The organism is Pseudomonas sp. MNR3A (assembly GCF_009650575.1).
GTDB lineage: Bacteria > Pseudomonadota > Gammaproteobacteria > Pseudomonadales > Pseudomonadaceae > Aquipseudomonas > Aquipseudomonas machongensis.
In genome coordinates this window covers 304,151-323,275 of sequence record NZ_VZZS01000009.1, presented here as the reverse complement: position 1 = coordinate 323,275, position 19,125 = coordinate 304,151, and the positions used below count along the sequence as shown (strand labels likewise).

At 61.6% G+C, this 19,125-nt stretch carries 16 protein-coding genes and 1 pseudogene; 6 read left to right on the top strand and 11 right to left on the bottom strand.

The features are described from left to right. Nucleotides 1–164: 164 nt before the first annotated feature. The 7 genes and pseudogenes from F6X62_RS08625 to F6X62_RS08595 all read right to left on the bottom strand — a co-directional run bounded on the left by F6X62_RS08625 (nucleotide 165) and on the right by F6X62_RS08595 (nucleotide 7,821). Nucleotides 165–1,322, bottom strand: a complete 1,158-nt coding sequence (locus F6X62_RS08625; RefSeq protein ID WP_112899114.1) for a betaine/proline/choline family ABC transporter ATP-binding protein — start codon at nucleotides 1,320–1,322, stop codon at nucleotides 165–167. Further along, on the bottom strand, nucleotides 1,319–1,972 hold the full coding sequence (locus F6X62_RS08620; protein ID WP_054892569.1) for an ABC transporter permease: 654 nt from the start codon (nucleotides 1,970–1,972) through the stop codon (nucleotides 1,319–1,321). Before F6X62_RS08620 ends, F6X62_RS08625 begins: the two co-directional genes overlap by 4 nt. Then, nucleotides 1,969–2,880 (bottom strand): glycine betaine ABC transporter substrate-binding protein, encoded by a 912-nt coding sequence (locus F6X62_RS08615; protein WP_153773230.1) that lies wholly within the window; start codon nucleotides 2,878–2,880, stop codon nucleotides 1,969–1,971. Before F6X62_RS08615 ends, F6X62_RS08620 begins: the two co-directional genes overlap by 4 nt. A gap of 13 nt (nucleotides 2,881–2,893) precedes the next feature. After that, complete coding sequence (locus F6X62_RS08610) at nucleotides 2,894–3,607, bottom strand: ABC transporter permease (RefSeq protein WP_153773229.1); 714 nt, start codon at nucleotides 3,605–3,607, stop codon at nucleotides 2,894–2,896. 394 nt (nucleotides 3,608–4,001) lie between these two features. Next, nucleotides 4,002–6,347, bottom strand: a complete 2,346-nt coding sequence (locus tag F6X62_RS08605) for a TonB-dependent receptor (RefSeq protein WP_153773228.1) — start codon at nucleotides 6,345–6,347, stop codon at nucleotides 4,002–4,004. 121 nt (nucleotides 6,348–6,468) lie between these two features. Beyond that, nucleotides 6,469–7,308 carry a FecR family protein gene (locus F6X62_RS08600; RefSeq protein ID WP_153773227.1) on the bottom strand — a complete coding sequence of 280 codons (840 nt, stop codon included), beginning with the start codon at nucleotides 7,306–7,308 and terminating at the stop codon, nucleotides 6,469–6,471. Further along, a pseudogene (locus F6X62_RS08595) lies at nucleotides 7,305–7,821 on the bottom strand (RNA polymerase sigma factor). The gene F6X62_RS08600 and the pseudogene F6X62_RS08595 overlap by 4 nt, the downstream one beginning before the upstream one ends. A gap of 286 nt (nucleotides 7,822–8,107) precedes the next feature. Here F6X62_RS08595 and F6X62_RS08590 point away from each other — a divergent pair. From F6X62_RS08590 to F6X62_RS25380, 3 genes are read left to right on the top strand one after another with little or no spacing between them, the layout of a single operon-like run. Next, complete coding sequence (locus F6X62_RS08590; RefSeq protein ID WP_153773226.1) at nucleotides 8,108–8,437, top strand: type II toxin-antitoxin system RelE/ParE family toxin; 330 nt, start codon at nucleotides 8,108–8,110, stop codon at nucleotides 8,435–8,437. Next, the gene (locus F6X62_RS08585) at nucleotides 8,403–8,765 is read left to right on the top strand and encodes a helix-turn-helix domain-containing protein (protein WP_306109878.1); all 363 of its coding nucleotides are present in this window, start codon (nucleotides 8,403–8,405) and stop codon (nucleotides 8,763–8,765) included. Before F6X62_RS08590 ends, F6X62_RS08585 begins: the two co-directional genes overlap by 35 nt. Beyond that, nucleotides 8,668–9,888, top strand: a complete 1,221-nt coding sequence (locus F6X62_RS25380; protein ID WP_371926269.1) for a relaxase/mobilization nuclease domain-containing protein — start codon at nucleotides 8,668–8,670, stop codon at nucleotides 9,886–9,888. The genes F6X62_RS08585 and F6X62_RS25380 overlap by 98 nt, the downstream gene beginning before the upstream one ends. 382 nt (nucleotides 9,889–10,270) lie before the next feature. On the opposite strand, the gene F6X62_RS08575 is transcribed toward F6X62_RS25380, so the two are convergent. The 3 genes from F6X62_RS08575 to F6X62_RS08565 all read right to left on the bottom strand — a co-directional run bounded on the left by F6X62_RS08575 (nucleotide 10,271) and on the right by F6X62_RS08565 (nucleotide 12,448). Further along, nucleotides 10,271–10,855 (bottom strand): hypothetical protein, encoded by a 585-nt coding sequence (locus F6X62_RS08575; RefSeq protein WP_153773225.1) that lies wholly within the window; start codon nucleotides 10,853–10,855, stop codon nucleotides 10,271–10,273. Nucleotides 10,856–10,927: 72 nt separating this feature from the next. After that, nucleotides 10,928–11,770: an abortive infection family protein gene (locus F6X62_RS08570; RefSeq protein WP_153773224.1), complete on the bottom strand. Its 843-nt coding sequence runs from the start codon at nucleotides 11,768–11,770 to the stop codon at nucleotides 10,928–10,930. 120 nt (nucleotides 11,771–11,890) lie between these two features. Further along, complete coding sequence (locus F6X62_RS08565; RefSeq protein ID WP_218572548.1) at nucleotides 11,891–12,448, bottom strand: hypothetical protein; 558 nt, start codon at nucleotides 12,446–12,448, stop codon at nucleotides 11,891–11,893. 340 nt (nucleotides 12,449–12,788) lie between these two features. Here F6X62_RS08565 and F6X62_RS08560 point away from each other — a divergent pair, with 340 nt between their 5' ends. Both F6X62_RS08560 and F6X62_RS08555 read left to right on the top strand, forming a co-directional pair. After that, the gene (locus F6X62_RS08560; RefSeq protein ID WP_153773223.1) at nucleotides 12,789–14,378 is read left to right on the top strand and encodes a peptide chain release factor 3; all 1,590 of its coding nucleotides are present in this window, start codon (nucleotides 12,789–12,791) and stop codon (nucleotides 14,376–14,378) included. A 205-nt stretch (nucleotides 14,379–14,583) separates the two neighbouring features. Then, complete coding sequence (locus tag F6X62_RS08555) at nucleotides 14,584–16,977, top strand: TonB-dependent receptor (RefSeq protein ID WP_153773222.1); 2,394 nt, start codon at nucleotides 14,584–14,586, stop codon at nucleotides 16,975–16,977. 42 nt (nucleotides 16,978–17,019) lie between these two features. Here F6X62_RS08555 and F6X62_RS08550 read toward each other — a convergent pair whose 3' ends face one another. Then, the gene (locus F6X62_RS08550) at nucleotides 17,020–17,892 is read right to left on the bottom strand and encodes a helix-turn-helix domain-containing protein (protein ID WP_153773221.1); all 873 of its coding nucleotides are present in this window, start codon (nucleotides 17,890–17,892) and stop codon (nucleotides 17,020–17,022) included. A gap of 258 nt (nucleotides 17,893–18,150) precedes the next feature. Between F6X62_RS08550 and F6X62_RS08545 the strand changes: the two genes are divergently transcribed. Beyond that, a complete protein-coding gene (locus F6X62_RS08545) occupies nucleotides 18,151–19,056 on the top strand; it encodes a DMT family transporter (RefSeq protein WP_153773220.1) in 906 nt (301 codons plus the stop codon). Nucleotides 19,057–19,125 lie beyond the last annotated feature (69 nt).

Sequence of the window (19,125 nt, the reverse complement as noted above, 5' to 3'; positions counted from 1 at the left end):
CCGAGTCGCCCCATTCGCGGGCAAGTCGGATCGCCGCACCGCCGCTCCCACAGGGTCCAGCGCAATCCCTGTAGGAGCGGGCTTGCCCGCGAATAGGCCCGTACAAGCACTACCTATCCAGGATTTGATTCGACATTGCCGGGGCGCAAAGCGCCCCCGGCAATTTAAAGGGCCACCGCCTCGGCAGGCGACACGATGCTGGTCTTGGCCCCGCGCGAGCGCCCGGAACTCAGGTAGGCCGCAATGGACTCCTGGGTCACCTCACCGAGAAACACCTGCTCGGCATCCAGCACCGGCAACCAGGCCCGATTGAACTCGTACATGCGCGACAACAGGATGCGCAGGTGCTCGTCATGGGATGCGGTGGCATTGAACGATCGCAGGAAGTCCCCACAGGTGCCTTGCTGGCGGTGCATATCGCGCCGGCGCACATACCCCATCGCCTTGTTCGCCGCATCGGTGACCACCACGTAGCGGCGGTCGTGCTCGTCGAGCAACTCCAGTGCCTCGCTCACCGGGGTCTCGGGGCTGACCGACGGCGCGTTGTCCGCGGCATCCTCTGCGCGCACCAGCAGCAGGCGCTTGAGGGTGCTGTCCTGGCCGACGAAGTTGCTGACGAAGTCGTCCACCGGATGCGCCAGCAGCGTGTCCGGGTGGTCCAGTTGCAGCAGCTTGCCTGCGCGGAAGATGGCGATCTTGTCGCCCAGCTTGATGGCCTCGTCGATGTCGTGGCTGACCATGATCACGGTCTTGTTCAGCGCCCGCTGCATCTCGAAGAACTCGTTCTGGATCATCTCGCGGTTGATCGGGTCGACCGCACCGAACGGCTCGTCCATCAGCAGCACCGGGGCTTCGGCCGCCAGCGCGCGGATCACGCCGATACGCTGCTGCTGGCCACCCGACAGTTCGCGCGGGTAGCGCTGGAGATACTGCTTGGGTTCGAGCTTGATCATGCTCATCAGCTCGCGGGCGCGGTCATGGCAGCGCTGCTTGTCCCAGCCGAGCAGGCGCGGCACCACGGTGATGTTTTCCTCGATGGTCATGTTGGGGAACAGACCGATCTGCTGGATCACGTAGCCGATGTGTCGGCGCAGGGTCACTTCGTCGAGGCCGGTGGTGTCCTCGCCATTGATGAACACCTGGCCGGAGGTCGGGGTGATCAGGCGATTGATCATCTTCAGCGTGGTGCTCTTGCCGCAGCCGGAAGGGCCGAGGAACACGCAGATTTCGCCTTCGTTGACGGTGAGGCTGACCGAGTCGACGGCTTTGACGTCCTTGCCGTTGACGTTGAAGGTCTTGCTGAGGTTCTTGAGTTCGATCATGAGCGCAGTCCTTCTGGAGTCAGGGCACGTTGCAGGGTTTGCAGGAGCAGGTCGGCGATGATCGCCAGCAGGCTGACCAGCACGGCGCCGACCAGCAGCATCGACATGTCGCTGCGGCTGATGGAGGTGAGGATGAGCACACCCAGGCCACCGGCACCGATGGTCGCGGCGATGGTCATCACGCCGATGTTCATCACCACGGCGGTGCGCACGCCGGCGAGGATCACCGGGACCGCGATGGGCAGCTCGACCATGCGCAGGCGCTGGCCGAAGGTCATGCCGATGCCGCGTGCCGCTTCGCGGATGCCAGGCTCGACGTTGGTCAGGGCCAGGTAGGTGTTGCGCAGGATCGGCAGCAGCGAATAAAGGAACACCGCCGTGATCGCCGGCAGCGGGCCGAGGCCCTGGCCGAACTTGCTGTAGAACGGCAGCAGCAGGCCGAACAGGGCAATCGACGGGATGGTCAGCAGTACCGTGGCGCTGGCTTGCAGCGGGCCGGCCAGTACCGGGAAGCGGGTCATCAGGATGCCCAGCGGCACGCCGATGACGATGGCCAGGCTGACGGCGATGCCGACCAGCATGATGTGTTGCCCGGTCAGTTGCAGGACCAGGGCCCAGTCGAGATGGGCGAAGGTATCGATCAGGTTCATCGCGCGACCTCGCTGAAGGCATGTTCACGCAGGAAAGCGGCCGCCACGCTGGACGGGCTCTGGTGCTCGACATCGACCTTGGCGTTGAGCTGGCGCATGGTCTCGTCGTCGAGCGTCTCGGCCAGAGGCTTGAGCAGGTCGGCCAGTTGTGGATGGGCGTCGAGCACGGCCTTGCGCACCACCGGTGCTGCGGTGTAGTCGGGGAAGTAGTGCTTGTCGTCGTCCAGGAGCTTGAGGTCGAAGGCGCTGAGGCGACCGTCGGTGGTGTAGACCAGGCCGGCGAACACTTGGTTGTTGCGCAGGGCGGTGTAGACCAGGCCCGCATCCATCTGGCGGATGTTGGCGCGCCCCAGTTGCATGCCGTACATCGCCTGCAGGCCATCGAGACCGTCGGGACGATTGGCGAACTCGGTGTCCAGCGCCATCAGGTGCTTGCGCGCCTGTTCGTCCTGCAGCACCTGGTTCAGCTGGCTGATGGTGGTGACCTGCGGGTAGGCTTCGGCGACCTTGCGTGGCAGGGCCAGGGCATAGGTGTTGCTGAACTTGGAGGGGGTCAGCCAGATCAGGTCCTTCTTCGCATCGAGGGCCTTGACCTTGTTGTAGGTCGCTTCGGCGCTGGGCATGCGTTCCTCGATGTGGTTGTAGGAAACCAGCGATACCCCGGTGTACTCCCACATCAGGTCGAGCTGCCCGGTTTCGTGGGCCTGGCGCGCCAGGCTGCTGCCCAACCCGCCGATGACTCGGACCTGGAAGCCGTTGGCACGCAGGTACTGGGCAGTGATTTCGGCGAGCACGGTCTGCTCGGTGAACACCCGCGCGCCGATGCGCACCAGGGGTTTTTCTGCGGCTTGGGCAAAACCTGCGCATAGCAGCGCCGCGCCCAGCAGCAAGGCGATTGTCTTTTTCATGGGTTCCCTCTTGTTATCCGGCCAGGCCGCGTTCCAGCCAGCGCTTGCTGGAGAAGCTCACCAGGGCATCCAGTACCAGGGCCAGGAGCGCCGTGCAGGCGGCGCCCAGCAGCAGCTGTGGCTGGTTGTTCAGGGCGATGCCGGGGAAGATCAGGCTGCCAAGGCTGTTGGCGCCGATCAGAAACGCCAGTGGTGCGGTGCCCACATTCAACGCCAGGGCCACGCGCACGCCGCCGACGATGATGGGCACGGCGTTGGGCAGCTCCACCTGCCAGAGTTGCTGGCGCGGGGTCATGCCGATGCCGGTGGCGGCTTCCTTGAGCGAGGCGGGGACGTTTTTCAGGCCCTCGTAGGTGTTGCGCACGATGGGCAGCAGGGAGGCGAGGAACAACGCGAAGATCGCAGGGCCTGCGCCGATGCCCAGAATGCTCAGGGCAATGGCCAGAACGGCCAGGGGGGGAATGGTGTTGCCAACGTTGAAGAACTGCATGAAGCGCTCGGCTTTGTCGACCCGGTGCGGTCGACTGAGCGCAATGCCGGCGGGGATGCCCACGGCCAGCGCCGCCGCCATCGAAGCCAGCACCAGTATCAGGTGCGCTTGCAGGTAGAACCCAAGATCGTCGCGGTAACGCGCGATCGTGTCAGTGCCGATCCAGTGGATCAGCAGGGCCAGGATGACGAGCACGCAGGCCCATCCCATCAGCCCTTTTCCGTAGCGTTTCGCCACAGGTGGACTCCTTATGTCGTCGGCGGACACACTTCTTCGTAGCCGGCCCGTGCGGGAGGCGGGTGGTGTGTTCGCGAGTAGCAGCGTGAGGCAACCGTAGGCTGCGATCAGGCCATGAGCCGAACCCCGTCGGGCCCGAGAATGCTGATGAAATCAGTCCCCAACCGAAGCGGGTTGCAGGGGAGTGGACGTCTCCGAGGGCGTAAAGGTTCCCATCTGATGCGGCATTTGGCCAGTGTTAATCACTGGCCAAGCAGGATAAAGGCGCGTGAAAAATGCGATTTGTCGCGCTGCAGGCGTTGAAAACACTGCGCTGACGGTTTTTTTTGCAAGGGTGTGAATTTGTCGTGAATGGCCGGGCGTCTTCGCGGGCTTGCCCGCGAAGAGTCCAGTGTCAGAACTGGTAGTTGACCCCCAAGGTCAGCGACCGCCGTGGCGCAGGCTGGCGTCCCCATGGGCTGGTGTCGATTCCGCGGAAGTAATACTCGCGGTCGAACAGGTTGCTGATCCCTGCCGAAGCGGTCAGTACGCTGTCGTCCTGCAGCTTGAACTGCCGCTCGATGGCCGTGTTCCACAGCCAATAGGCCGGCAGCTTGCCGACCGAGGCGCTGGCATCCTCGTCGCGGGAGTTGGCAGCATCGGTGTAGGCACTGCTGACGTAGAGGCCGTCGAGGCTGTAGGTCCAGTGCTCGGCGAAGCGGTAGCGGCCGTCGACGCTGAACTGGTTGCGCGAGGCGAACGGCACCTCGTTGCCCTTGAACGCGCCATTGCGCTGCTTGGCGTCGAGGTAGGCGTAGCTTGCGTGCAGGTCGAGGTCGGGCAGGCTGTCCGGGGTCCAGAACACTTCGCTTTCGATGCCTTGGTGGCGGGTGCTGCCGATGTTGTCGAAACGGTCGGTGGTGGCGTTGTAGATAATCTGGTCATCGAAATCGATGCGGTACAGCCCGGCGTCGATGCGCAGGCCCTCCCATGGGGTGTAGCGCACGCCAGTTTCGTAGTTCCAGGCCAGCTCCGCACCGACCTGTCCTTCCTTGACGATTTGCGTGACTTGCGGCGGACGCAGCGATTTCTGTGCATTGGCATAGACATACCAGGCGTCGCTGGCCTGGAAGCCAACAGTCAGGCCAGGCAGCCATTCCATCGATTTGTTTTCGTTGCGAAAGCCGGTGATGCCGTCGTCGTACTGCATCTGCGCATTTTCGTACCGCACACCGGGGGTGATGGTCAGGCGGTTGTCGAGCAGGCCGATGGCGTTGCTCAGGTCGAACGCCTTGGCCGTGTCGTCGAACTGCCAGTCGCGGAACGGCACGGTGGCACCACTGGTCAGGCTCTGTCGGTTGACCTTGTAGTCGATGTCCTCCTTGACGTAGCGCGCACCCAGCAACCAGGTCTGGCTGAGTTGATCGCCATCGATGCTCATGCTCAGCCGTGGCTCGCTGCCCCACACCTTGAAGTCGCGGGGGCCGTCCTGCTTGGTAGCGGCCTGGCCGTCGGGGGTGAAGGGCAGGCCGACGACGAAGTTGCGGTAGCTCTGGTGGGCGAAGTGGGTCCAGCTGAAGGCCACTGCATCGAACGGGCCGATGGCGCCGAGCTGCTGGGTGTAGGTGCCCCAGATGCGGTCGGTATCGCCTTCGAAGCGATCCAGCGGGCGGGTCGACTGGCGCGAGTCGTCCTTGTAGTCGCGTACGCTCAGCGCGCCAGCCAGATCCATGTCGGCCTTGTAGTGCTGGATGCCGAAGCTCAGGTCTCGGTCCTCGTCGATATTCCATTGTCCGCGCAGGCGGTAGTTCTGGATATCGGTGTCGGAGCGCTCGCGGCCGGCCTGGCCGCTGAGGGTATTGAGGTCCAGTTGCAGGCCGAAATTGTCGGTCAGGTAGCCGCCGGTGCCGACGTAGGTATCCCACAGTTGGCGCCCGCCGGCGTTGAAGGTGGTGCGTTCCTGAAGGGTGGTGCGCCATTCGCGCGGGATTGGCTTGCTGATGAAGTTGACCACGCCGCCGACGTTGTTCGGGCCGTACTGCACGGCCGCGCCGCCGCGCACGATGTCGATGCGATCGACGCTGGCCTGGGTCACCGGAAACAGCGACAGGCCAGTCTGGCCATAGGGCGCCAGGGCGATGGGAATGCCATCGGACAACGCCTGCACCCGGCCACTGCGGCTCTCGTACAGCCCGCGCACGGCAATCTGCGGCAGGGCTCCGGTGCCGGTCTCATCGAAGATCTTTACACCTGGTACCCGCTGCAGGGCCTCGTCGACCCCACGCACACTGGCTTTGTGCAATTGCTGGCTGCCGATCACCGTGCGACTGCCGGCGTAGCTGCGTACGCCCGCGTCGCTGGCGCTGCCGAGCACATCGCCCTGGATCACCGTGGCGTCCACGGCCAGCGGTTCGGCAGGCGCTGGCGGGGGAGCGGCGGAGGTATCCTGGGCAACGACCACGAAGGTGCGTTCATCCTGGACCTGTACATGCAGTCCGCGGCTGTCGAGCAGGCGATGCATGGCTTGTTCGGCACTGTAGCGACCCTTGAGCGCTGGCGTGGTGCGGTTGCCCACCTGGTCGCTGGCGAACAGGATCTGGACACCGGTTTGCCGGGCCAGGGCATTGAGTGCCAGTTCCAGGCTGCCGCCCGGCAGGTCGAGGTCGACGGCCTCTTGCGCCTGGGCCGCGAAGGACAGGAGCAGGCCGGTGGCCAAGGCCGAGAGCGGCAGGCGCAGGGCGTTTTTCAGCGGGTGTGTCATGGCGGTGGACTCTTGGACGATAAGGGCTTGTCTGATAGCCGCCGCCAGTGCGCTGGAACCCTACCTTGGCAGTGATTTTTTTTTGCGACTGGCGGGCCGCTTAACAGCAGTCCGGACCGGTTCAGCGTTTTGTCGCCCTGCGCGTGATGCTCACGCTGCCATCGGCAGCCCGTGCCAGGTTCAGAGGCAGAATCCTGGGCAGCAGATCGAGCAGTTCGTCGGCCTTGTCGGCATCGAACACTCCGGTGATCGGCAGGTCGGCCAGGCTCGGATCCTGGAGCTGGATGTGGCCCTGGCGGTAGCGCTGCACGTGCGCCAGCACCTCGCCCAGCGGCGTACGGGCAAACACCAGGCGTCGCTCGCGCCAGGCCAGGACGCTATCGACGTCGGCGCGCGCTACCGGTTGCAAGCGACCCTGGCGCACGTCGACCTGTTCACCTGGTTTCAGGCGCACCTGCTGTGCAGGCAGTTGGCTGGAGTAGATGTCGACGCTGCCACGCAGCAGTGCAACACGGGCGCCGCCATCCTGGCGCAACACATTGAACTGGGTGCCCAGCACGCTGATCCGGGCGTCGCCGGCCTCGACCCGGAACGGCCGGACCCACGCCTTGCTGACATCGAACAACGCCTGCCCCGTGCTCAGCTCGACCCGTCGCGAACGCAGGTGCCAGCTCACATCGAGACGGGTGTCACTGTCCAGCTGCACCCGGCTGCCGTCGGCCAGCTCGACCATCTGTCGCTCACCGACGGCACTGATATGTTGTTCGTGCCGGTACGCCGGGTCGAGCCAGATCACGCCAGCGGCGAGGATGACTGCAAGGGCGCTGCCGACCCGTGTTTTCGACGCCTTGCGTGGCTTGGGTTCGGGCAGCGGGAAATGGGCACGCAGCGCTTCGCGATGGCGGGCAAGGGCGTCGTCTTCAGCCGACTGCGGGCGTTCGGTGGGGCCTTTCGAGGTCATTGACCGTCCTGCGGGTAGTCGAGGTGTGCGCGGCAGGCCGCAAGGCCCAGGCGCAGGTGCTTTTCCACGGTCTTCAGTGAAATGCCCATGCGCAGCGCCACCTCAGCCTGGGGGATATCGTGGATCTTGTGCATCACGAAGGCCATCTGGCAACGCTCGGGCAATTGTCCGATGGCCTCGACCAGCAGGTCCAGTTCACGTGCGGCTTCGTATTGCTGCGCAGGCGCAGGTGCCAGGCTGACAGCGTCCGGCAGGGCGGGCCGCTCGACCAGCCAAGCCTGGCGTCGACGGTCGCTGCGATAGCGGGTTACCGCCTGGTCATGGGAAATCTTGCGCAGCAACGCCAACGGGCTGTGGGCCTCGGGTTTGTCGCGTTTCTCCAGCAACTGCACGCAGACATCGTGTACCACCTCGCGGGCGAAACCGCGATCGCCGAAACGCCGACGCACATGGTCGACCAGCTCGTCGTAATGACGTGCTGAGCAGCGAAGGTTTGGTCGGGTCGCAGGACATGGTGCACCGAAGGATGCTGGGGCGATCGAGAATATAAATGAGAATTCTTTCTATTCATAGGTGTCCCGGTATCGATGCTTGATGCGGTAGTGCGTAAAGGTCTTGGGCCTGTGGTGTCCAATTCTGCGCTTCTGCGTACGGACCGTACGGAGAAATCCTACCTCTTGACGCAGATGCATCTTCTATCGAACGGACACTGGAGGGCGCAGCATTTGCTCCCTGGAAGATTGTAATAATCGCTTGAAGGAATATTCCTTGAGAGGTATTTTTGGTGTGGCCCATACGCATGTGCCCGGAGTTCGTCGTGGAGTTCGAGGCATTGGCCCAGGAAGTTCAGGATGAGCTTCTGGCGCAGCTTCACCTCCTCGCTTGCTACGGCCCTGCGCTAGGGCGTCCTCGCGTGGATACCCTGAGTGGCTCAAGGTATTCGAACATGAAAGAGCTTCGATTCAATGCCAATGATGGTGTATGGCGGGTGGCATTCGCGTTTGACCCTGCCCGCTGCGGCCTACTGCTGGTGGCCGGCGACAAGGCAGGTGTGAGTGAGCGCAGGTTCTACCGAACGCTGATTGATCGGGCTGATGAGCGGTTTGATCGACATCTGTGCAGAGGGTGAAGGTATGTACAAGACACTTGATGACGTAATGGCGGGTCTTTCTCCCCAACGCAGGGACAAAGTCGCAACGCGTGCAGGTGAGTTGCTCGATGAGGAAATGACCCTTCGGGCATTGCGCAAGCAGCTTGAAATCACTCAGGAAGGCTTGGCGGAGCGTCTTGACGTTCGCCAGGGCAATGTTTCCAAGATGGAAAACCGTAGCGATATGCTGATTTCAACCTTGCGCACCTATCTGCAAGCCATGGGCGGCAGGCTGGAGCTCGTCGCCCATCTGCCGGGGCGGCCACCCATCACGATCAAGGGGCTGGCAGAGGACATCGGGCACTGAGCCACGGGCTGGTGCCGCGCTGGCTCGCCACCAGGCACTTTGGCCTGGCGCCCGATGTCACGGGACAGGCCCACTCTACAGCCTCTCGATCAACCCCGATCCTGGTCAGGGTTCGCTCACCCGCGACCAGTATATGGATTACATCCACCGTGCTGAAGATACATTGGGCTTGGGCGACCAGCCGCGCGCTATCGTCTTCCACATCAAGGATGGCCGTGAGCATTGCCATGTCGTCTGGTCGCGGATCGACGCGGACCATGAGAAGGCCGTTCACCTCGCCTTCGACCGCGACAAGCTGATGCGGGTGACCAGGGGCTTTGCCCGCGATCACGGGCTGATGCTTCCGCCCGGTTATGAGAAATCCCGTAATGTTGGACAGCTCTCGCTCTACGAGCGGGCGCAGCTGCAACACACAGGACTCTCCCTGGGCGACCACAGACGGCAGGTCACCGAGGCCTGGCAGCAAAGCGATAATGCCCGCATGTTCGTTCATGCCCTGAGCGAGCGTGGCTACATGCTCGCGACCGGCAACCGGCCCTATGTGCTGGCCGATCTCTACGGCAATGTGAACGCGCTGCCCCGGCTGATAGATGATAAGTCCGTCTGCACCAAGGACATCCGGGCTTTCCTAGAGAAGGAATTCCCTCCTGATGCGCTGCCATCGGTGGAGGAAGCGCAGAAACTCGTGACCGATCACCGCAAACAGGTCGAGCGGTCGGTGCGGGAGGAGGAGTACGCCGACAAGCTTGCTGAACTCAAGCACGCTCAAGAAGAGCGACGGCATGTGCTGGAGCAGCAGCGCGAATCCTTGAGATACCGGCAACATGCCTTGCGTCTGACGCAGGAATCAAAGCACCGGGCCGAGCGGGACCGGCTGCGCGCGGTCCATCTCGCTCTGATGAAACAGGTGCGCCAGGAGCGCTATGACCACCGTCCCACCGGCCTGGCTGAATTCCTGGGGCGGGTCAGCGGCATTAATTTCCTGCGCCACAAGCTCCAGCATTATCAGGACACGAAGCGCCTGCGGGTCTATCTAGATGACCGTGCTCAGTTGAAAGTGCGGCAATACCAGGCGGCTGCAACACTGGCATTACGGCTCAAGCTTCAGGGCGCGAACATCTAGCGCCAGTATAGGTCGCTCGAAAAGGTCGATAAGCGAGAGATGGCCGCCCTCATGCGTGACCAGCAATGCGCACTGCGCATCCGGGCGCGCGGGAAAGACGGTGCCACGCCGTCACTGGTACAGATTCTCCCAGGGCGCAGGCGCGCACCGGGCAGGGGCACCGTGCCCGATGTCATGGCTGCCTTCGAGCAGGCGCGCCACGCGCCGCGCAGCCCGTTCCCGGATGCAATGGCAGCGTTTGAGCGGGCCACCGCTGTATCCCGCAAGGAGAGGAATGAACAGCGCGAAGGCGAGGGGCCGGAGGAAATCCCGACCGCTGATGCCATCGCGTCACCGCAAGGGCCATGAGCCTGACCGGGAACGGTAATCGCGGCGTAATTTGTTAAAGCGTTGCGCGGATCTCTGCAATATATTCATCAACTGATTTCGGCAGTATTGCGTCATTAATTCTTAATACCGCTCTCAATAGATATTCCCGTATTCCCGAGCGAACTTTTTTATCTCCAGACTTCTCAACAGCCATTTTTACGTCTTGAAGAATAAGGGCGATATTTTCACAGTCCTTTGCATTAAATTTTCTGTCGTAGCCTATGTCGTCGATTACCCAGTTGTTGTGAGGTTTATTTTTGGGTGAGCAAGGGCATGTGGAAAATCTTTCACCTTGATAAAGCTGCTCGCCGGCCCATTCAAAACGCTCATCCTGATAAGGAATTGAAATCCCATACCGGTTTGTGGTGGGATACCATTCATGCTTTGGGTTATCGCAGCTTGCGTATCTGGTGACAATATAGACCCCTAGGTCTTTGGCGAGTAAGACGTATTTCTCCAGCAGTGAGTCTAGGCGGCTTTTGGTTAACCAGTTTGGGTTGGTGTCGTCCCAGCTATAGTATCCGTTGGAGTTTTCAACGCCGGAAATACTCTTCAGTATTTCATCTCTAAGGGCTATATAGAGTTCAATTTTCGTCATTGTGCGCTCCCTTTCGTGATATTGCCCGCAAACAACTGGTCGGTTTAATTCGTAGCTAAAGTTTAGTGAAGGTCACTTGTGCGGTGCTTTCCGGCTTCTCTCATCCCATGCTTCTAGGACAAATGCGGCAATCGTGTGTGCCGAGTGAATTGCCAATTTTGCATGGCGCGGCTTGATGTTGTACGGTTTTTTTCCTGCTCCATGTGCAGAGCTGGCATGTGTCCGCAATGCACCGATACCGTTGACCGTTGCCATTATCCCGCTGACAATTTCTTGCAGGTCGCGCTCTTCCAAAATAGACGCATCTAGCCCCAAGTCGGCTCTGACGATCTTCCAGACAGATTGTAGATCCTGCTTGGAAGGCAGAGTCAGGTGAGAGTGCTCTTCAATATAGACTTTAAAAACTGACTCCAGAATGTTACAGGCGGCTGAAATCGCCTCGCGAGGGCTGGACTCGACATTTCTAATAGCTCTTTCGAATTCAAAATCCAACGCTTGGATGTTTCGGTTTTTTATGAGTTCAGAGAGTGTTTTTGTTGCAAGGCCTTCACCTTTAGTAAGCACGCCGCCCGGAGAGTATGCGAGTCCAGCACGTTCCAGAGCCTTCTTTATACTAGATACTCGTTTCTTCTTGGCGTCGATTTGTTCCTGATTTACCCAAAAGGGGGTTTCCTCAGTTATGTCGTCCATGTATTTTTCAATGATGCGTCCCAAAACAAGCAGACGATCTATGCCGTTTTCTTTGTTTATCCGTCGCAACCACTCTAGTGCCTTAACCGCTTTGCTTCCATCGGGCGGCTCTCCAGGCGCATCTGCGTACATGAATAAGCTGTCAAGGCTTGCATGAGTCTCAGACTCCGCAACCGTGTCTGCAATTGCTGAGATCAAATAAGAAGGTATGTTGTAATTTTCCATGGACAATCCTATATGGGGTTCCTTAGTCTCTTAACAGCGGGCGGTGTGTCGGGAGCATAACGATCCGAACCACACTCGGTCGGCGAGTAGCATGAATTTTCTTATGGTTTATGCGACTCGTCAGTTTCTTTTGTATGCGCCTGTCCGAATTCGCCTGTCAATCTCGCGCTCTACTGCTCCAATTGCATAAGCTTTATTGCCGCCAGGAACCGAGGCTACGACTGAGTGGCCACAGTTTTCACATATGAAATTTGTTTTCTTTTCTTCGTATGAAAACCTATGGCAAGAGCTGTCATCATAAACAAGCGTGGCTTCGCATCGCGGACAATAGCACCAGAGATCAAGTATCCGATTAGAAATCCATTGCCAGCGCCATTTTGCCCCGTACATGGAGTCTTCGATATACGAGTGATACTCGGGTTTGGCTGGTTCGCCCTTGAGCCTGAAAAAAATGCTGACCGCGCCTATGAGAGTGAATAAGAAAACGATAATCCATACCCAGCCTGGCAACGCATATGAGGTCATCAGGGCGGTCCAGCACCAGGTCAAGCCAGACCATACCCAAGAGAGAAACGTTCCTAAGTACTCCCTTGCAACCGGTAGTGCCAACAAGACAATGCCAGCAATAATAGAAGCAATTGTTGCATTACGAATTGATGTGAAAGAACTCTCGCTCATGCTTCTTCCCGAGCCCAGCGTTAATGATGTCGTACAACTGTCCTTGTCACCCTGAAGCGCCTATCAAGCCTGGACGATGCAGCGGCCTAGTCGAGCCCTTAAAAATGCGACATGGAATGGCTGTACAAATCTGACGCTACCAATTTGCTATCAGCCCGTCCAGTAAGGGCTTCAGGTGCAATCCATGGGGAGAGAGGGCGGGGTTTGCAGGGTGGGGAACCGGGCACTCCGGCCCAGCATTTGTTACAATGCGTGATTTCCTGCGCTGGCCTGTAGCAAGCGGCCAAGGGCACCTTTTCAGCTGTGTACATAACCGCGTACACAATCGAGATCCAGAACGATGTCCGACAGCAAAATTGTCAACGAAGTCAACAGCCGACGCACGTTTGCCATTATTTCCCACCCCGACGCCGGTAAGACCACCATCACCGAGAAGCTCCTGCTGATGGGCAAGGCAATCTCCGTCGCGGGGACCGTGAAGTCGCGCAAGTCCGACCGCCATGCCACTTCCGACTGGATGGAAATGGAGAAGCAGCGCGGCATCTCCATCACCACCTCGGTGATGCAGTTCCCGTACCGCGAGCACATGATCAACCTGCTCGACACCCCCGGCCACGAAGACTTCTCCGAAGATACCTACCGTACCCTGACCGCCGTGGACTCGGCGCTGATGGTGCTGGACGGCGGTAAGGGTGTAGAACCGCGTACCATCGCCCTGATGGACGTGTGCCGCCTGCGCGACACGCCCATCGTCAGCTTTATCAACAAACTCGACCGTGACATCCGCGACCCGATCGAACTGCTCGACGAAATCGAAGCGGTACTGAAGATCAAGGCCGCGCCGATCACCTGGCCGATCGGTTGCTACCGCGACTTCAAGGGCGTGTACCACCTCACCGGTGACTACATCATCGTCTACACCCCGGGCCACGGCCACGAGCGCACCGAAGCCAAGATCATCCAGAAGCTGGATTCCGATGAGGCCCGCGCTCACCTGGGCGACCAGTACGATGGCTTCGTCGAGCAACTGGAGCTGGTGCAGGGCGCCTGCCACGAGTTCAACCAGGACGAGTTCATCAACGGCCAGCTCACGCCTGTGTTCTTCGGGACCGCCCTGGGCAACTTCGGTGTCGACCATGTGCTCGATGCCGTCGTCGACTGGGCACCGCGCCCGCTGGCACGGGTGGCGCACGAGCGCACCGTGGAGCCGGTGGAAGAGAAGTTCACCGGTTTCGTGTTCAAGATCCAGGCGAACATGGACCCCAAGCACCGCGACCGTATCGCCTTCATGCGTATCTGCTCGGGCAAGTACGAGAAGGGCATGAAGATGCGCCATGTGCGCCTGGGCAAGGACCTGCGCATCGGCGATGCGCTGACCTTCTTCTCTTCCGAGCGTGAACAGCTCGAAGAGGCATATGCCGGCGACATCATCGGCCTGCACAACCACGGCACCATCCAGATCGGCGACACCTTCAGCGAAGGCGAAGCGCTGGGCTTCACCGGTATCCCGCACTTCGCCCCGGAACTGTTCCGCCGTGTGCGCCTGAAAGACCCGCTGAAATCCAAGCAGCTGCGCCAGGGTCTGCAGCAGTTGGCCGAGGAGGGCGCGACCCAGGTGTTCTTCCCCGAGCGCAGCAACGACATCATCCTCGGTGCGGTCGGTGTGCTGCAGTTCGATGTGGTCGCCAGCCGCTTGAAGGAAGAGTACAAGGTCGAGTGTGCCTACGAGCCGATCACCGTCTGGTCGGCACGCTGGATTGCCTGCGACGACAAGAAGAAACTCGAGGAATTCCAGAACAAGGCCATGGAGAACCTCGCCATCGATGGCGGTGGCCACCTGACCTACCTGGCACCGACCCGGGTCAACCTGTCGTTGATGGAAGAGCGCTGGCCTGACGTGCAGTTCCGCGCGACCCGCGAACACCACTGATCCCCTGCAAGATTGCGGCACAAGGCCGCTTCCGGGTAATGCGCCGATGGGCGCGTGATACCCGGAAGCGGCCTTTTGCCGTTATCGGGGGTGGTGTGCGCAATTTTTTTTCACGGGGGGGTGAGGTAACCCGGCGCGGCATCCGTGTAGTGAGTGAAAGTGCGATTCATTCGCAATAAATCCGTTCTCTCACAGGTCAGCGTCCATGAAGTTCACTCCGCGTTGCGTCCCTCTCTGGTTCGGTCTCTGCGCCCTGTCCGCAGTGGCGCTGACACCCCTGGCTCGCGCCGCCGAGCAGGTTCAGGTGTATACCTTCGCCCAGCCGGGCCAACCACTGGCCCAGGCCCTCAACGCCTTCAGCCGCACTACCGGGCAAAGCGTGGTGTACACCTTCGAGCTCCCCAGCCAGCAGGCGCCAGCGCTCAACGGCTCGTTCAGCGCCGAGCAGGCCTTGCAGCAACTGCTTGGCCAATCCGGGCTGGCCTGGCGCCGCGTCGATGCGCGCACCCTGACCCTGGAACCTCTCGACACGTCCGGCGCCTTGAACCTGCAGGCCACCACCGTGACCTCGCAGATGGACAGCTTCAGCTACCAGCCACCGGCCAGCCCCTCGATCATGCGCGGCCAGGGGACGAACCTGGAAACGCCCCACGCCATCAACTTGGTTCCGGCCCAGGTGCTGCGCGACCAGGCGCCGCGCAACCTCGACGATGCCCTGGCCAACGTCAGCGGTATCACCCAGGGCAACAACTTTGGCGGCACCTCCGACACGGTGATGAAGCGCGGCTTTGGCGACAACCGCGACGGTTCGATCATGCGCGACGGCATGCCGATCGTGCAGGGGCGCAGCCTCAACGCCACCACCGAGCGCGTTGAAGTGCTCAAGGGGCCGGCGTCGCTGCTGTACGGTATCCAGGATCCAGGCGGGGTCATCAACGTGGTCAGCAAGCGTCCGCAGCTCGAGCAATACAACGCCCTGACCCTGCGCGGCTCGACCTACGGCAGCGGCAAGAATGGCAGCGGTGGCAGTTTCGACAGCACCGGTGCACTGGGCGACAGCAACCTGGCGTATCGCTTGATCGTCGATCATGAAGATGAAGACTACTGGCGCAACTACGGCGTGCACCGCGAGTCGCTGGTGGCGCCGTCGCTGGCCTGGTTTGGCGAGGACACCCAGGTGCTGCTGGCCTATGAGCACCGCGAGTTCCTGTATCCGTTCGACCGTGGCACGGCGATCAGCAACCGCACCAATCACCCGCTGGATATCCCGGCCACTCGCCGCCTGGACGAGCCGTTCAACGACATGGAAGGCCGCTCGGACCTGTATCGCCTTGAAGTCGATCACCAGTTGGCGGACAACTGGAAACTGCACTTCGGCTACAGCTTCAACCGTGAAACCTACGACGCCAGCCAGGTGCGGGTCACAGGCGTCAACGACGCCCGTGGCATCCTGACCCGCAGCATCGACGGCACCCACGGCGCCATGAGCCGCGACCAGTTCGCCACCCTGAGCCTGAACGGCAATGTGCAACTGGGCGGGATGCAACATGACCTGCTGCTGGGCTTCGACCATGAAGACCGCAAGGTCTACCGCGCCGACCTGATCCGCCAGGTTAGCCGTTCGACCTTCAGCTACCTCAACCCGGTCTACGGCCAGGAGCCTGAAGGCAGCACCGTGCGTGCCAGCGACAGCGACCAGACCGACAAGCTGCGCACCGACTCGCTGTTCTTCCAGGACGCCGTGCACCTGGACGAGCACTGGATCGCCGTGGCCGGTGTGCGCCTGCAACAGTACGACCAGCTCGCCGGTCGCGGCCGACCGTTCACCACCAACACCGACACCAGCGACCGCGCCTGGACCCCGCATGCCGGGCTGGTGTACAAGGTCGACGAGCAACTGTCGTTCTATGGCAGCTACAGCGAGTCGTTCAAGCCCAACTCCAGCATCGCCCCGCTGAGCGGCGGGCTGGTGCTCGATTCCTCCATTGCCCCGGAGGAGGGCAAGGCCTGGGAACTGGGGGCCAAGCTCGACATTCCCGGGCAGATCACCGGCACCCTGGCGCTGTTCGACATCACCAAGCGCAATGTCCTGGTGGCCAACTTCGACACCCGCACCGGCGAAACCCTGTACAGCAATGCCGGCGAAGTCAGCTCGCGTGGCGTCGAACTGGACCTGAGCGGCCAGCTCAGCGAACGCTGGAGCCTGATCGGCAGCTATGCCTTCACCGACGCCGAAGTGACCAAGGACCCGGCCCTCAAGGGTAATCGCCTGCAGAACGTGGCGCGCCATACCGGCTCGCTGTCGGCGGTGTACGACTACGGCAGCCTGTTCGGTGGTGATCGTCTACGCCTGGGAGCCGGTGCGCGTTATGTCGGTGAGCGGGCAGGTAACCCGACCAACGACTTCGACCTGCCGGCCTACACCGTGGCTGATGCCTTCGCCAGCTATGAGACCAAGCTGGATGCGCACAAGGTGCGTTTGCAGTTGAACGTGAAGAACCTGTTCGACAAGGTGTACTACAGCTCGGCGGTGAACCGGTACTTCGTGGCCATAGGCGATGCACGGCAGGTGAGTGTGTCGAGTACGTTGGAGTTCTGAGGCGCTGGCACCCCCGACAAGTCTGCTCCTGCCTCGGGGGCGTCAACCGAATGCCGCGCGATATTCCCCGGGCGTTGCGCCCATCGCCTGCCTGAAGCGATTGCTGAAATGGCTGGCACTGGCAAACCCGCACAGCAATGCCACCTGCCCCAGCGGCAGGTCGCCCTGGCGCAGCAACCGGCACGCCTGGTGCAGCCGGCGCGCCAGCAGGTACTGGTGCGGCGGCAGGCCGAAGCTTGCGCGGAACATCCGGGCGAAGTGGTATTCGGACAGATTGCAGCGCAGCGCCAGTTCGTTCAGTGAAAGCGGCTGGTCGAGATTGGCCTCGATGTAGTCCACCAGATGCCGACGCTGGTGCGGCGCCAGCCCGCCCTTGAGCCGCAGACCCTGGCGCAGGCCGGCCTGGCCCAGCACGGCATGGTCGATGATGGCGTGGGCCAGGCTGCTGGCCAGCAGGCGCTCGGCAGGTTCGTTCCAGTCAAGCCCGATCAGTTGGTGAAAGCGCAGGGCCTGTTGTGGGTCGTCGAGGAAGGTGGCTTCGTGCAGCTGCATTTCCCGTGGCTCGCGGTCGAGCAGGCGAATGCAGCCGAGGGCGAACTGTTCTTCGCTGATGTACAGGTGCGCCAGGCGGATGGTGCCGTTGACCACCCAGTTGGACTCGTGGCCTGCCGGCATGATGCACAGTTTGTTCGGCGCGCCCTTGTCGCCCGGGCGCTGGCGGCGGAAGGTGCCGGTGCCGTCGGCGATGTAGCACGACAGGGTATGGTGGCTGGGGGCGAGGTAGTCACGCGCATCGTCACGGTTGCGCCACAGGGCTGCGGCCAGGCCCTCGCCCATTTGCGCGCTGGCTTCCAGGCGGGCGTTGGGCGAGCTGTGCATGGCGTTGAAGACTTGCAGCTGATGAAGTGGCGGCATGGGCGATTCCTCTGGAGGGCTATCGTACTGCGGCGCGAGCGCAATGGGAGTGGTTGCCGACGGAAAAGCGCAAGTTTGTGCAAGCGCGGGGCGGGGCGAGGGGGACAGACTTCGTGAGCGGCGGTGGATTCTTCGCGGGCAAGCCCGCTCCTACAGACCTGCGGGTGGCTGTGGGAGCGGCGGTTCGCCGCTGCGACTTGCCCGCGAAGAATCCACCGCCGCTCCCGCAGACCACCGCCAGCCCCAAGGACCCCGCCCATGAATCTGTCGCTCTATTTGCTCACCGTCCTGATCTGGGGCACCACCTGGATCGCCCTGAAGCTGCAATTGGGTGTGGTCGAGATCCCGGTATCGATCGTCTACCGCTTTGCCCTGGCAGGCCTGATCCTGTTCGCGATCCTGCTGCTGACCCGTCGCCTGCAACCGATAAATCGGCGTGGGCACCTGATCTGCCTGGCCCAGGGGCTTTGCCTGTTCTGTGTCAATTTCATGTGCTTCCTCACCGCCAGCCAGTGGATCGCCAGCGGCCTGATCGCCGTGGTGTTCTCCACCGCGACCCTGTGGAACGCGCTCAACGCGAGGATCTTCTTCGGCCAGAAGATCGCCGCCAACGTGCTGGGCGGTGGCGCCATGGGCTTGCTGGGGTTGGGCCTGCTGTTCTGGCCCGAACTGTCCGGCCACGCCGCCAGCCGTGAAACCCTGGTCGGCCTGGGCCTGGCGTTGCTGGGCACCCTGTGCTTCTCGGCCGGCAACATGCTTTCCAGCCTGCAACAGAAGGCTGGCCTCAAGCCGATGACCACCAACGCTTGGGGGATGGTGTACGGGGCGACCCTGCTGGGGGTGTATTGCCTGGTCAATGGCGTGCCCTTCGCCATGGAGTGGAACACCCGCTATATCGGTTCGCTGCTGTACCTGGTGATTCCAGGTTCAGTGATTGGCTTTACCGCCTACCTTACCCTCGTCGGGCGCATGGGCCCGGAGCGGGCGGCGTATTGCACGGTGCTGTTCCCGCTGGTAGCGCTGAACGTGTCGGCATTCGCCGAAGGCTATCAGTGGACGGCACCGGCATTGCTGGGGCTGGTCGCCGTGATGGCCGGTAACGTGCTGGTGTTTCGCAAGCCCCGGGTTGCCAAGGCCACCCAGGCAGCGTTGGCCATGAAGTGAGGCCTGTGCCCGACACAGATGCAGAAGACGCTGGCGCTGCGCTGTCTACACTTGGCCAAACCCCTTGAT